12 protein-coding genes are annotated in these 12,556 nt (G+C 60.3%); 3 read left to right on the top strand and 9 right to left on the bottom strand.

Annotated features, from left to right (window positions below; genetic code table 11):
* Position 1 precedes the first annotated feature (1 nt).
* Complete coding sequence (gene choX, locus I5961_RS00150) at positions 2 to 919, top strand: choline ABC transporter substrate-binding protein (protein ID WP_085702232.1); 918 nt, start codon at positions 2 to 4, stop codon at positions 917 to 919.
* A gap of 101 nt (positions 920 to 1,020) precedes the next feature.
* Positions 1,021 to 2,589 carry a SulP family inorganic anion transporter gene (locus I5961_RS00145; protein ID WP_227234015.1) on the top strand — a complete coding sequence of 523 codons (1,569 nt, stop codon included), beginning with the start codon at positions 1,021 to 1,023 and terminating at the stop codon, positions 2,587 to 2,589.
* 7 nt (positions 2,590 to 2,596) lie between these two features.
* On the opposite strand, the gene aroE is transcribed toward I5961_RS00145, so the two are convergent.
* A complete protein-coding gene (aroE, locus tag I5961_RS00140; protein ID WP_085696589.1) occupies positions 2,597 to 3,418 on the bottom strand; it encodes a shikimate dehydrogenase in 822 nt (273 codons plus the stop codon).
* 9 nt (positions 3,419 to 3,427) lie between these two features.
* Positions 3,428 to 4,342, bottom strand: a complete 915-nt coding sequence (gene hemF / locus I5961_RS00135) for an oxygen-dependent coproporphyrinogen oxidase (protein ID WP_007954079.1) — start codon at positions 4,340 to 4,342, stop codon at positions 3,428 to 3,430.
* Positions 4,343 to 4,488: 146 nt separating this feature from the next.
* Here hemF and I5961_RS00130 point away from each other — a divergent pair, with 146 nt between their 5' ends.
* Positions 4,489 to 5,466 carry an NADPH:quinone reductase gene (locus tag I5961_RS00130; protein ID WP_085702234.1) on the top strand — a complete coding sequence of 326 codons (978 nt, stop codon included), beginning with the start codon at positions 4,489 to 4,491 and terminating at the stop codon, positions 5,464 to 5,466.
* Between the two features lie 23 nt (positions 5,467 to 5,489).
* Here I5961_RS00130 and I5961_RS00125 read toward each other — a convergent pair whose 3' ends face one another.
* The 7 genes from I5961_RS00125 to dprA form a co-directional block, all read right to left on the bottom strand.
* Positions 5,490 to 6,779 (bottom strand): phenylacetate--CoA ligase family protein, encoded by a 1,290-nt coding sequence (locus tag I5961_RS00125; RefSeq protein WP_085702235.1) that lies wholly within the window; start codon positions 6,777 to 6,779, stop codon positions 5,490 to 5,492.
* Positions 6,769 to 8,037 (bottom strand): aminotransferase class I/II-fold pyridoxal phosphate-dependent enzyme, encoded by a 1,269-nt coding sequence (locus tag I5961_RS00120; RefSeq protein WP_085702236.1) that lies wholly within the window; start codon positions 8,035 to 8,037, stop codon positions 6,769 to 6,771. Before I5961_RS00120 ends, I5961_RS00125 begins: the two co-directional genes overlap by 11 nt.
* Entirely contained in the window at positions 8,034 to 9,128 is a 1,095-nt protein-coding gene (locus tag I5961_RS00115; protein ID WP_227234013.1) for a DUF3419 family protein, read from the bottom strand. The genes I5961_RS00120 and I5961_RS00115 overlap by 4 nt, the downstream gene beginning before the upstream one ends.
* A gap of 42 nt (positions 9,129 to 9,170) precedes the next feature.
* The gene (locus tag I5961_RS00110; RefSeq protein ID WP_227234012.1) at positions 9,171 to 9,905 is read right to left on the bottom strand and encodes an iron-containing redox enzyme family protein; all 735 of its coding nucleotides are present in this window, start codon (positions 9,903 to 9,905) and stop codon (positions 9,171 to 9,173) included.
* A complete protein-coding gene (locus I5961_RS00105; RefSeq protein ID WP_227234010.1) occupies positions 9,883 to 10,554 on the bottom strand; it encodes a hypothetical protein in 672 nt (223 codons plus the stop codon). Before I5961_RS00105 ends, I5961_RS00110 begins: the two co-directional genes overlap by 23 nt.
* 271 nt (positions 10,555 to 10,825) lie before the next feature.
* Complete coding sequence (locus I5961_RS00100; protein ID WP_085696600.1) at positions 10,826 to 11,383, bottom strand: L-threonylcarbamoyladenylate synthase; 558 nt, start codon at positions 11,381 to 11,383, stop codon at positions 10,826 to 10,828.
* Between the two features lie 54 nt (positions 11,384 to 11,437).
* Positions 11,438 to 12,538 carry a DNA-processing protein DprA gene (dprA, locus tag I5961_RS00095; protein ID WP_085696602.1) on the bottom strand — a complete coding sequence of 367 codons (1,101 nt, stop codon included), beginning with the start codon at positions 12,536 to 12,538 and terminating at the stop codon, positions 11,438 to 11,440.
* Between the last annotated feature and the right edge of the window lie 18 nt (positions 12,539 to 12,556).

Here is a 12,556-nt window from a genome sequence, read left to right as displayed (position 1 = left end):
CATGGTCAAGTTATCCACAGTCGTGACGGTCAGTCTGCTGGCACTGGGCAGCGCATCCGCGTTCGCCGAGAGCTGCGACACGGTGAAAATGGCCGATCCCGGCTGGAGCGACATCGCTGCGACCAACGCCATCACCGGGTTTCTGCTGGATGGCATGGGCTACAAGGCCAAGGTCGACACCCTCGCGGTGCCGATCACCTTCGGTGGTTTGAAGGACGGTCAGGTCGACGTGTTCCTCGGCAACTGGATGCCGGCGCAGCAGGGTTTCTACGACAAGTTCGTCGCCACCGGCGACGTCACGCAACTGGCGAAGAACCTCGACGGCACCGAATTCACCCTGGCCGTGCCGGATTATGTGTGGGATGCGGGTGTGCATAACTTTGCCGACCTGAACAAATTCGCCGACAAGTTCGAGCGCAAGATCTACGGCATCGGCTCCGGCGCGCCGGCGAACATCTCGCTGCAAGAGATCATCAAGAAGAACGACTTCGACATGGGTCAGTGGAAGCTGATCGAGTCCAGCGAACAGGCGATGCTGGCGGAAGTCTCGCGGGCGGTGAAGAAACAGAAATTCGTCACCTTCCTGGGCTGGACCCCGCATCCGATGAACGTGCAGCTGAAAATGCATTACCTCAAGGGCGGCGAGAAATACTTCGGCGACACGGGGAGCGTCTACACCCTGACCCGCAAGGGCTACGCCGAGGCGTGCCCGAATGTGGGTAAATTGCTGACCAATCTTTCGTTCACTCAGGAGATGGAGAACAGCATCATGGCTGAGGTGGTGAACAAGAAGGTCAGCAATGCCGATGCGGCGAAGGCCTGGATCAAGGCAAATCCGGGGGTGTTGGATAAGTGGCTTGATGGTGTGAAAACCGTGGACGGCAAAGATGCGTTGCCGGTCGTAAAAGCCAAACTGTAACTGCGCGGCCGATCGTTCCCACGCTCTGCGTGGGAACGCCGCAATGGACGCTCGGCGTCCCGGGCTGCGTACAATGCGCAAAATTTCACCCGAGAGGATCCATGGCCCTCCCCAGCCGTCGCTCACTTTTCCCCTTCCTGACCTGGCTGCCCCGGCAGACCCGCGCCAGCGTCGGGCGGGACCTGGTCGTCGGCCTCACCGGAGCGATTCTCGCGCTGCCCCAGTCGATTGCCTACGCCCTGATCGCCGGTCTCCCACCGGAATACGGGCTCTACGCCGCCATCGTTCCGGTATTGATCGCTTGTCTGTGGGGCTCGTCATGGCACCTGATCTGCGGGCCGACGGCAGCCATTTCGATTGTGCTGTTTGCCAGCGTCAGCCCACTGGCGGTGCCCGCGTCACAGGACTACATCACCCTGATCCTGCTGCTGACCTTCCTTGCCGGGATTTTCCAGTGGCTGCTCGGCCTGTTGCGCTTCGGTGCGCTGGTGAATTTCGTCTCGCACTCCGTGGTGCTGGGTTTCACCCTCGGCGCGGCGGTGGTGATTGCCATCGGTCAATTGCCGAACCTGCTGGGGCTGGATCTGCCGGCCAGGGCCACGGCGCTGGACAGCCTGATGGATCTGCTGCGCCATCTGGGGGCTGTGGATAAACCGTCGCTGCTCCTCGGTGTCGCCACGGTGGTGGTCGGTGCGTTGCTCAAACAATGGCTACCGCGCTGGCCGACGTTGTTGATGACCCTGGTGCTCGGCAGTCTGGTGGTGTGGCTGTGGCCGGCGATGTTCGGCCATGTTCAATTGGTCAGCGCGTTTGCCGGGCGCCTGCCGCCGTTCAGTGGATTGCCGCTGGATATGGATCTGATCCTGCGCCTGCTGCCCAGTGCCGTGGCGGTGGGCATGCTCGGGCTGGTCACCAGCCTGTCGATTGCCCGTTCGATATCCGCGCGCTCGCAACAGTTGCTCGATGCCAATCAGGAAGTCCGCGCGCAGGGCCTTTCGAACATTATCGGTGCGTTTTTTTCCGGCTCGTTGTCCGCCGGCTCGTTCACCCGTTCCGGGCTGAGCTATGAGGCCGGGGCCTGTTCGCCATTGGCCGGAGTGTTTTCGGCGTTGTGGGTGGCGTTGTTCGCGATTTTCGGTGCCGGGCTGATCGCGCACATTCCGATCCCGGCCATGGCCGGCAGCATTCTGCTGATCGCCTGGGGACTGGTGGATCATCGTGGCATTCGTGCGTTGTTGCGGGTCAGTCGAGCCGAGTTCGTGGTGATGAGCCTGACCTGCATCGCCACGTTGCTGCTGGAACTGCAGACGGCGATCTATGCCGGTGTGCTGGCCTCGCTGTTTTTCTACCTCAAGCGCACCTCACAACCCCGGGTGCAGCATTGGCGCGATGGCGAAGACGATGTGCTGCGGGTCGGCGGTTCGATCTTTTTCGGCGCCAGCCACTACCTGCAAGTGCGCTTGCAACGAATGCACGGCGCACGGGTGGTGATCGAGGCGCAGCAGATCAACTTCATCGACTATTCAGGCGTGGAAATGCTCCATCAGGAAGCCCGGCGCCTGCTGCGCCAGGATCGCAGCCTGACCTTGCGTCAGGCGCGCCCCCAGGTGGTGGAGGAATTACGCAAGCTCGAAGGGCCGGAGAAGTGCCCGATCCGCTTCGAGGACTGAGGGCGCCTTACAGCGCCAACTGCCGACGCAATTGCGCCAGAACCGGCGCCGTGTCGGGACGCACGCCACGCCACAGGAAAAAGGCTTCGGCAGCCTGTTCGGCCAGCATGCCCAACCCGTCCATCACCACGCCCGCGCCATGCTCGCTGGCCCAACGGCAGAACGCGGTCGGTTCCTTGCCGTACATCATGTCGTAGCACAGCGTTTTGCCGGGTTCGATCAGGCTTGGGGCAATTGGCGGCACATCGCCGGTGAGGCTGGCGGAGGTGGCGTTGATGATCACGTCCACTGGTTCACGCAACCAGTCGTAACCACTGGCCGACACCGGCCCCAGATCACAAAACAGTTCAGCCAGCAGCTCGGCCTTGTCCACTGTGCGGTTGGCGATGATCACCGAGGCCGGTTTTTCTGCCAGCAACGGCTCCAGCGCACCGCGCACCGCGCCACCGGCGCCGAGCAGCAGAATGCGTTTGCCGGTAAGGCTGAACCCGGCGTTGACCGTCAAATCCCGCACCAGCCCGGCGCCGTCGGTGTTATCGCCGAGCAGGCTGCCATCGGCCAGTTTGCTCAAAGTGTTCACCGCACCCGCGCGTTCGGCGCGGGCGGTCAGGCTGTTGGCCAGGCGATAGGCATCTTCCTTGAACGGCACGGTCACGTTGGCGCCGCGACCTTCCTGGAAAAACGCCGTGGCGCAGCCGGAAAAATCGTCGAGCGGCGCCAGCAGCGTGCTGTAGTCGAGGCTCTGCCCGGTCTGTTCGGCGAACAGTTTGTGAATCATCGGCGACTTGCTGTGGCCGATCGGGTTACCGAAAACGACATAACGATCCATCAGAAGTCCTCAGGCCTGAGCCAGCCAGTCGCGGTCTTGCAGGAAGTACTCGGTCAGGCGCGCTTCTTCGCTGCCCGGCTCGGCTTTCCAGTCGTAGGCCCAGCGCACTTGCGGCGGCAGCGACATCAGGATCGATTCGGTGCGCCCGCCCGATTGCAGGCCGAACAGGGTGCCACGGTCGTAAACCAGGTTGAACTCGACGTAGCGGCCGCGACGGAATTCCTGGAACTCGCGCTGCTTGGCGGTGAAGGCGTCGTTCTTGCGGCGCTGCACGATCGGCAGGTAAGCGTCGATGTACGCATCGCCGATGGCGCGCATGAAGGCGAAACTGGTGTCGAAGTCCCACTCGTTCAGGTCGTCGAAGAACAGGCCGCCGATGCCACGCGGCTCGTGGCGATGCTTGATGTGGAAATAGGTGTCGCACCAGGCCTTGTAGCGCGGGTAGACGTCCGGACCGAACGGCGCGCAGGCCTGTTCGGCGACGCGGTGCCAGTGAATGCAGTCTTCTTCGTTGCCGTAGTAAGGGGTCAGGTCGAAGCCACCGCCGAACCACCAGACCGGTTCTTCACCTTCCTTCTCGGCGATGAAAAAGCGCACGTTGGCGTGGGACGTCGGCACATGCGGGTTGTGCGGGTGGATCACCAGCGACACGCCGAGGGCTTCAAAACCACGCCCGGCCAGTTCCGGACGATGGGCGCTGGCAGACGGTGGCAGGCCACTGCCGAATACGTGGGAAAAGTTGACGCCGCCCTTTTCGATCACCGTACCGTTCTCGATCACTCGGGTTCGACCGCCACCGCCGGCCGGACGGGTCCAGGCGTCTTCGACGAAGCGCGTGCCGCCGTCTTCAGTTTCCAGCGCGGCGCAGATGCGGTCTTGCAGGTCGAGCAGATAGGCCTTTACGGCGTCGGTGCGGGTCGTCATGGCTTCACCTTGGATCGGGCGGAACTGCGCGGCCCCCGCGCAAATGGGCGCGTAGCATACCATCGCAAACCGGCACGCCGCAGTTGACGAAGATCAAGCATGAGCGTTCGATAGGGGCCTTCCCGAATCACCCAAGGAGTAGGCAGATGGCCAAGCGAATCCAGTTCCGCGCCCACGGCGGCCCCGAAGTGCTCGAGTACGTTGACTATCAACCCGCCGAACCCGGTCCGCAGCAGGTTCGCGTGAGCAACAAGGCCGTCGGCCTGAACTTCATCGACACCTACTACCGCAGCGGTCTGTACACGCCACCGGCCTTGCCGTCGGGCGTAGGTGCGGAAGGCGCCGGCATCGTCGAGGCGGTGGGCAGCGAGGTCACCCGGTTCAAGGTCGGTGATCGTGTGGCTTATGGCAGCGGCCCGCTGGGCGCGTACAGCGATGTCCACGTCCTGCCGGAAGCGAATCTGGTGCACCTGCCGGACGCCATCAGCTTCGAAACCGCCGCTGGCGTGATGCTCAAGGGCCTGACCGTGCAATACCTGCTGCGCCAGACCTATGAACTCAAGGGTGGCGAAACCATTTTGTTCCACGCAGCGGCCGGCGGCGTCGGCTTGCTCGCCTGCCAATGGGCCAAGGCCCTGGGCGTGAAGCTGATCGGCACCGTCAGCTCGCAAGCCAAAGCCGATCTGGCCAAGGCCCATGGCGCCTGGGAAACCATCGACTACAGCCACGAAAACGTTGCCCAACGGGTGCTGGAATTGACCGACGGGAAAAAAGTCCCGGTCGTCTACGACGGCGTCGGCAAGGACACCTGGCTGGCCTCGCTGGACAGCGTGGCGCCCCGTGGCCTGTTGGTGAGCTTCGGCAATGCGTCGGGCGCGGTGGACGGCGTGAATCTGGGGATTCTGGCGGCGAAAGGCTCGTTGTACGTCACCCGGCCGACCCTCGCGACCTACGCCAACAACGCCGAGAACCTGCAGCGCATGGCCGACGAGCTGTTCGGGATGATCGCCAGCGGCAAGCTGAAAGTGGATATCAGCCAGCGTTATCCGCTGGCTGACGCGGCGAAAGCGCAAACCGAGCTGTCCGCGCGGCGCACCACGGGCTCCACTGTCCTGCTGCCCTGACCGCCGATGGCCTCTGCATATCGTCATGACAGTGCCGGGGTCTGTTCCAGCGTCATAAAAAACGGCGTCTTGCCAGCCAGGGTGGTTTCGAATTCCTGACGGGCAAGACGCTTCACCTCCAGCCCCAACACCCCGGGCAGCCTGAGCAATCCGCTGGCCTGCCCTTCGATCTGCAACGCACCTTCAATGACGCTTCGGGTGTCGGCTGTCAGTGTGTCCTCAGCGAGGACCAGACGCATGCGTGCGCCCTCGGGCTGTCGTTCAATCTGTACTTGGACATCGGTGGCCTGCAACTGCGGTAAAAGTTGCCGGAGTACGTGCAATACCTGTGACTGAGTGACGAGCGCGCCACCCAGTTTGATCGAAGTCTCGACCCGCCCCTCCAGCGCCAGCACCGGCAGGGAGCTGCCACAGGCACACGTCGTCCCTGTGCGCAGGATTCGCCCACGATCCCCGATCCGGTAGCGCAACAGCGGCACGTGATCGGACAGCAGTGGCGTCAGCAGAAACTCACCGGTTTGCTCTTCAGCCATAGCGTTCAGGGTCAGAGGATCAACCACTTCGAGCAGCATGGCGTCGGCATGCAGATGATAAAAGCCATGCTCCAGATGGGCACACTGAAAACCGATGGGGCCGGTCTCCGTCGAGCTGTAGCCCAACGAGCGAATATTGAGCATCGGCCAGTCCCGGGCCAACTGGTCGCGCAGCGTTTTACTGCAGGGTTCTCCGATGTAATAAAGCCACTTCAGGGTGCCCAACCGGGCTGCGTCATGATTGAACAACGCGGCGGCGAAGGAGGGAGTGCATATCAACGCATCGGCCTTGTGTGCCTCAATCAGCTCGGCGATGCGTTCCACGCCCATTTGTGAACCGGCAGGCAACAAGCGTGCGCCAATGTGCTGGACGATGGCTGACGCGTATTGGAACGCTCCCTGCATTTCCCCGGCAGTCAGGCAATTGATGACCACCTCAGGGCGTTCGTCCATCGCACCGAACATCCGTGCCCCCAAGTGCACGATTGCAGCGTTGAACGCCCAGGAATGGGTGATCTGTTTGCGACTGCCGGTACTGCCTCCCGAGGTCAGGGTCAGTCCACCGCCCGGTGCTCGATGAGAAGCATCACCGAGCGCGGAAAACAGGGCCCCGCCGAACTCGTCTTCCACCGCCAGAACCGGCAACCGATGCTGATCGGCCAATCCCTGCACTTCCAGGATTCGCGGATACAACGCAAGGAACCAAGGCAGCGAACGCGCGTGAGCCAATTTGCGAGCGAAGGCCTCGGCCGATATATCCGTTATCGATTCATTGCTCATTGCCGCGCCTTCCCTGACGAATACCCAGCTCATCGAATCCGCTACGGACGGCGTTCGCCAGACATTCCAGCTGGCGCTGACTGTGGCTCGCGCTGATGGCCAGACGCAAAATTGCCTCGCCCTTCGCCACCACCGGAAACAGCGCGGTAGTGACCGCCATGCCCTGCCGACGCAAATGCTGCGCCAGGCTGATCGCATCTCTCTCGGCCCCGACGCGGACGAATCGAATGGGGGACGCGACGTGATGATTACCCAGCACTGGCCCCAGCAAACGGTCGATCGTGGCGATATTTTTCCACAGCGCCACCTGCAATTGCCCCAACTCCGGCGACAAATGAATTTTCCCCGAGGCAATTGCCGCGCCTACTCCGCCAACAGACAGTGGCCCGCCAAACGTATAGGTCGACGCATGGCGCCGAATTATTTCGGCATCGGCTTCGGTGCGCACAGTGATTGCCCCGCCGGTTGCACCGAACGCCTTGGACAGCGATGACAGGAGTATCAACCGGCCACGATATCGGTCACCCGCCGCATCCAGCGCGTAACCACCTCCGGCGAAACCATGGATCGAGGTACCGTGGGCGTCATCCGCATAGAGATAACCGTCGAAACGCTCCGCCAGTTGCAGCAGGCGACTGACCGGGTATACACCGCGCATCGAGCCGATGCTGTCCGTCAGAATGATGGGCGTATTACCCGCTGCGACGGCCGTTGAACACGCTTCCTCCACCTGTTCTATATCGCTGCAGTCACGGCGCTGGATCGGCCCGAACTGCCAGAGAATGCCTTGCAGCACTTGCATCGAAGCGTGAGCGGCACGGTCAACAATCCAGCAAGGGCCTCGACGCATGGGATACGAGGGCATCTCGCCGGAGCCGAGCAGCGGCAAACAGCCAAGATGCGCACTGCCCACCGAGTTGAAGGTGACTGTATGTCCCTGAAATATCCGGTTCAGCAGTTCATCCAGTTCACGCATGGGCGGCAACAGCGCTCGGGTTCGTGCGGCGGCGAACTGCACGCCGAAGGACTCCGAGGCGCTCACCGCTCCTTGAATCAAGCGAGGGTCACACTCCAGTCCCAGATAAGAGCAGGAAAGAAACTCGGTCAGCCGTTCGCCACTCTCGAGTTCGATCTCTTTGCCTTCACGTTTGGCCAATTTCAGACCATTGAGTCCGGCATCGAACAATTGCTGCTGATCGTCACGCGCTTGCCGGACACGGTTTTTGACCCAATTGACGGTCGGTTGAAAAGTGTTCATCGGGATACCTGCAAAGAGGGAGTACGGCGATAGACCTGGACTCGCCAGAGCTGGGTTTTTTCTCGCGCAATGTCTGCCTGGTACTGCTGGGTGATATCGCAGAAACCTGCGCAATCGGGTCGCACCACATGCAAATGCCCCCGCATGACCACCTGTGCGTTTTCCGACAGGGACGGTGCCAGGCGCTGTAAAACGTTCTTGCCGGCCGCTGCGGACATGAAGGAAGGCACGTCCGACAGCGATACGAAATCGATGGCTGTTTCCCCGGCAGCACAGTCGAGGATGTCGGCCTGCACCACGCGTAACTCGCACTGCTGAATTCCCTCGCGGGCCCGCTGGAAAATTGCCGGATCGCACTCCAGCGGAAAGCCTTGTGGATAACGCAGCTCACCGAAAAACAGCATTTGCAGGAAAAAGCTTTCGCGGACCACCTGAGTGGTGAACAACGTATGAAAAATTTCCAGATACGCCGCGCGGGAACTGATCCCCAGGTTGTTGGGTGGAAACGCGCCCTTGTACAGCAGCGAATTGAGCACTGCTGCGTTCCCCAGCAAAGCGACCACGGCTTTCCAGCGCTTGAGTGGAAAGCGGTTTCGGTAATATTCCGTCTGTTCGTCAAGCCGGCTTGAATGAAAAATGCCTCGGCCAGCCTTGCCGGTAAACAGTCCGGTGATCCTCGCCAACCGCTTCAAGGTTTGCTCGAATGCACCCATGTAAATCGGCGCTTCCCAGTGCCGGGACTGGAACAGCGCGAACAACCAGCGACGATCCGCCGGCGGTAAAACCAGTTGCTGGAAAATGGATTGGCGTTGCGACCTCAGGCTTTCCATTCGATAGCCCATGAACGCCATGAACGACTCGTGATCGGTCTGTTCCAGCAGGGCAAAACGCAACCGGCTGAACGCCAGTTGCGGCGCACTGATATCGGTACAGGTCATGCGTGACGGAGCGGCGGCCAGCAACGGCAACAGCCGGCCGCCGCATCCGGCAATACCCAGCACGTGCCCGGCATGTCTGGGCAGGATCGCGTACTCGAGTGCAGTGTCTTCATCCCCCAACGTGTAGTTGAGCCGGTCGAAATAATCAGCCATGTCTGCCTCCAGCCGTCTGATTGGAACAAGGGCGGCCAGACTTCATTGGTTGTCCACGGCGTGAAGGAAGTCATAGCGAGGCGCCAGCCCGTTTTGCCAGGCCTCGAACTGCTCATAAACCGCCTCGAGCATGTTGCCGGTCAGACGCAGGCTGGTTTCCATGACAGTGCTGATCGCATCCCAGTCTTCCTGTCGCTTGCAGGTGCGTTGCAGCATGAGTTTGATTTCATTGAAGTGCTCGACATCAATGTCGGAATGCGCAATGAAGAACGTCAGCTGAGCGGGCTTCAGTTCCAGAACTTCACTCAGGCTGTTAATCAACGGAGTAATGAACTGGTAAGCGTTCTCTGCCCAATAACTATAACCAAGCCGTTGTAGCGGATTACCGGTAAAGGAAATCCAGTATAAGTAGGCGATCAATACATCCGTAGCTGGAAGTGCAGGCGGAATATCGAACACCTCATTCTTCAAACCAAGACTCATGACATCATGCAGCGCCATTTTTTCATGGCCGACTTCTTGTGCCGCATGTTCAAAGCAAAACTTGGCATACACCGGATTATCCGCATGTCGGACTCCGACCAATCCCTGATTTCGCGCATTGTGTGCCGTGTAGTGAAAAGTCTGGATCATGTAGATCGCGTACAAGGCTTTTGAAACACTGCCTTCACGTATGGCTTTTATCAGTCGCGAACTTTCCAGAATATCGGCCCATGTATTTTCGATTCGCTCATCGAGCAGGCTTAGTTGTTGTTCAAAACCGAGAGGCGAGTTCATCAACCGGGTTCTCCAATGGGTTGGCGAGCAGGTGGGCAGACTGTTGAAGTGCTGTGAGGATTTGCGGCCATTGAGCCGAGAGCAGCCAGTAATCGCCGCGCTGGCGCTGTTCGATGCGCAGGGCGTCGGTGGTAATGGGCGTCAGGCCGAAACGCTGGAACAATCGCCGTTGCGGTGATCGGCAGAGCGCGGTGACCCCTTCATAACCCCGCTTGATCGCCCATTCCGTGGCAGCCGCCAGCAGGCCGTTGATCGACACGGGGAACTGCGTTTGCGAGTGGCTGATCAAGCGGCTGAACTCGACATGGCGCGACAGCGTCGTGGCAGGGGATAGTTGCTGCTGCGTCAGTGAAGCCCATTCGAACGGCCCGGGGGTCACGCGCAATACCGCCGTGGGCCTGTCGTGCTGATACAACAAAAAGTGGGTACTGCGCGAGATAATCGCCAGACGTGTTTCAAGTAATCTGGCTTTGGGTGTCAGCATGTAGTGTTGCAATCGCAACCTAAAATGACGGGAAACAAACCGTTCAAACTCTCGTGTATCCGATCCTGCTTCAAGAATAACGATGCGATAATTTTCATGACGCCTTTTAAAGGTCGTCTGAATCTCCTGAAAATAATCCGTTAATTGCGAATCCCTGATATCCATTTCTTCTCCGCAGCCGTTAACTTTTCGAAGTTTTCTGAGCGCATTGAAATAATGAATGGTTTTAGAAAAATCGCCACTGTGTGGCTTCTGAGAATAACGTCGGAAAAATTACAACAATTGAATACTTACGGATTCATCTGACGTAGAAGGGAAAAAATCGAACAAAAAACCGGACTATAACTACAGCTACATGAGGGAAAAATCGCGGGCAAGCGTAGTACCCCTCGCCATTAAAGCCGAGGAGTACTCACGAAATTAATCAGGGGTGATATCAGCCCGGGCGCACGATATTGCCAGTGGCCAGATCCCGAATCAGGCTCGGGTTCTTGCGACCGCCCAGCGCTCCGCCGAGCACCAGATCGACCTGACCACGGAAATACTGCTCGACCCGCAAGCGACTTTTCGCTGCCGGCCGCCCCTGCGGATTCGCCGACGTCGAAATCAACGGCCCCACCAGCGAGCACAGATCCCGCACCTGCGGATGATCGCTGACTCGCAATGCCACGGTGTCATGCACTCCGGTCACCCATTCCGGCAGCAGGTTCTGGTGCGGCACCAGCCAGGTGTTCGGCCCCGGCCAGGTGCTGGCCATGCGATCGATCCAGTCCTGGGGGAAATCCTCGAACAGAAAATCGAACTGACGAATGTTGTCGGCGACCAGGATCAAGCCCTTGTCCACCGAACGGTTCTTGATCGCCAACAGACGATCCACCGCTTCTTCATTCCAAGGATCGCACCCCAGCCCCCAGACGGCTTCGGTTGGATAGGCAATCACCGCCCCGGCGCGAATCTCTCGTGCGGCTTGTTGCACACGCCAACTGTTGACCATGAAAAACTCTCCGCAAACAGGTTTCGCGCAGTTTACCGATCTTCAATGTAAAACCTAGCTTACGCGCGCAAACCAGCGGCCGTTTTCGCACACCGCGCGGCCATCCATCTCCAGTTCGGTCAGCGCCGCCAGCACTTTCGGCAGCGCCCAGCCAATGCTGTCAGCCAGGCCCTCGCTGGTGTGCGGCGCGGCGTGCAACAGACGCAGCAACGGGTTCTGCGGATTCGCTGCGGCGGTGGATACCGGCAGATGTTGCCAGCCGCGCAAGGCTTCGAGAATGTGCTCGATGGTTTCCACCAGCACCGCCCCGTCACGGATCAGTTGATGACAGCCCCGGGCGCCGGGATGGTGGATCGAACCCGGAATGGCGTACACCTCGCGCCCCTGTTCCGCGGCCAGCCGCGCGGTGATTAAAGAACCGCTGGCGACACTGGCCTCGACCACCAGCACGCCGAGGGACAAACCGCTGATGATCCGGTTGCGTCTGGGGAAGTTGCTCGGCGTTGGCCCGACGTCCAGAGGAAATTCCGAAAGCACTGCACTGCCGGACGCAATCATCGCGTCCGCCAACCGACGGTTGCGCTGTGGATAAAAGTTTTCCAGACCCGTACCAAGCACACCGACCGTTTGCCCGCCGACGTCGACGGCGGCTTGATGCGCGGCCGCATCAATGCCCAGCGCCAGGCCACTGGTGATGACAAAACCGGCGCCGGCCAGGCTGCGGGAAAATGCAGCGGCAGTGTCCATGCCCGGACGGGAAGCGCGGCGACTGCCGACCATCGCCAGTTGCGGTTTTTCCAGAATCCGGGGGTCGCCAGCGACGAACAGCAAGGGTGGCGGGTCGGGAATCTGCGCCAGCAAGGCTGGGTAATCCGGGTGATCCCACATCAGCAAATGTTGATCCGGACGCTCTAGCCAGCGCAATGCATGACTGGCACCGTCGCGAACGTCAGGGCAGCGTCGGGCCTCGGCGCAAGCCATCGGCAAACCCAACGAGCGCCAGGCGCTGGCGGGCGCACTGATCGCCTTCGAGGCCGAGCCGAAAGCTTCGAGCAGTTTGGTAAAACGCTTGGGACCGATTTCCGGCAAGCGGTGCAGGCGCAGGCGCGCTTCCAGTTCCGCCGGGGAAACCGGCGACGAATCAGGCATCATCATGGATCATCCTTGATCGTT

This window comes from Pseudomonas sp. IAC-BECa141 (assembly GCF_020544405.1).
In the GTDB taxonomy this organism is placed as follows: domain Bacteria; phylum Pseudomonadota; class Gammaproteobacteria; order Pseudomonadales; family Pseudomonadaceae; genus Aquipseudomonas.
Note: the sequence above shows the minus strand (reverse complement) of the source record. Positions and strands in the feature narration are given on the sequence as shown.

What these genes read in the sequence shown, in the direction of transcription:
- I5961_RS00115 (WP_227234013.1), bottom strand. Translation starts at nt 9,128, where the DNA reads ATGGCTGATTATTTCGACCGGCTCAACTACACGTTGGGGGATGAAGAC.
- I5961_RS00100 (WP_085696600.1), bottom strand. Translation starts at nt 11,383, where the DNA reads ATGGTCAACAGTTGGCGTGTGCAACAAGCCGCACGAGAGATTCGCGCC.
- I5961_RS00145 (WP_227234015.1), top strand. Translation starts at nt 1,021, where the DNA reads ATGGCCCTCCCCAGCCGTCGCTCACTTTTCCCCTTCCTGACCTGGCTG.
- choX (WP_085702232.1), top strand. Translation starts at nt 2, where the DNA reads ATGGTCAAGTTATCCACAGTCGTGACGGTCAGTCTGCTGGCACTGGGC.
- I5961_RS00105 (WP_227234010.1), bottom strand. Translation starts at nt 10,554, where the DNA reads ATGGATATCAGGGATTCGCAATTAACGGATTATTTTCAGGAGATTCAG.
- dprA (WP_085696602.1), bottom strand. Translation starts at nt 12,538, where the DNA reads ATGATGATGCCTGATTCGTCGCCGGTTTCCCCGGCGGAACTGGAAGCG.
- hemF (WP_007954079.1), bottom strand. Translation starts at nt 4,342, where the DNA reads ATGACGACCCGCACCGACGCCGTAAAGGCCTATCTGCTCGACCTGCAA.
- I5961_RS00130 (WP_085702234.1), top strand. Translation starts at nt 4,489, where the DNA reads ATGGCCAAGCGAATCCAGTTCCGCGCCCACGGCGGCCCCGAAGTGCTC.
- I5961_RS00110 (WP_227234012.1), bottom strand. Translation starts at nt 9,905, where the DNA reads ATGAACTCGCCTCTCGGTTTTGAACAACAACTAAGCCTGCTCGATGAG.
- aroE (WP_085696589.1), bottom strand. Translation starts at nt 3,418, where the DNA reads ATGGATCGTTATGTCGTTTTCGGTAACCCGATCGGCCACAGCAAGTCG.
- I5961_RS00125 (WP_085702235.1), bottom strand. Translation starts at nt 6,779, where the DNA reads ATGAGCAATGAATCGATAACGGATATATCGGCCGAGGCCTTCGCTCGC.
- I5961_RS00120 (WP_085702236.1), bottom strand. Translation starts at nt 8,037, where the DNA reads ATGAACACTTTTCAACCGACCGTCAATTGGGTCAAAAACCGTGTCCGG.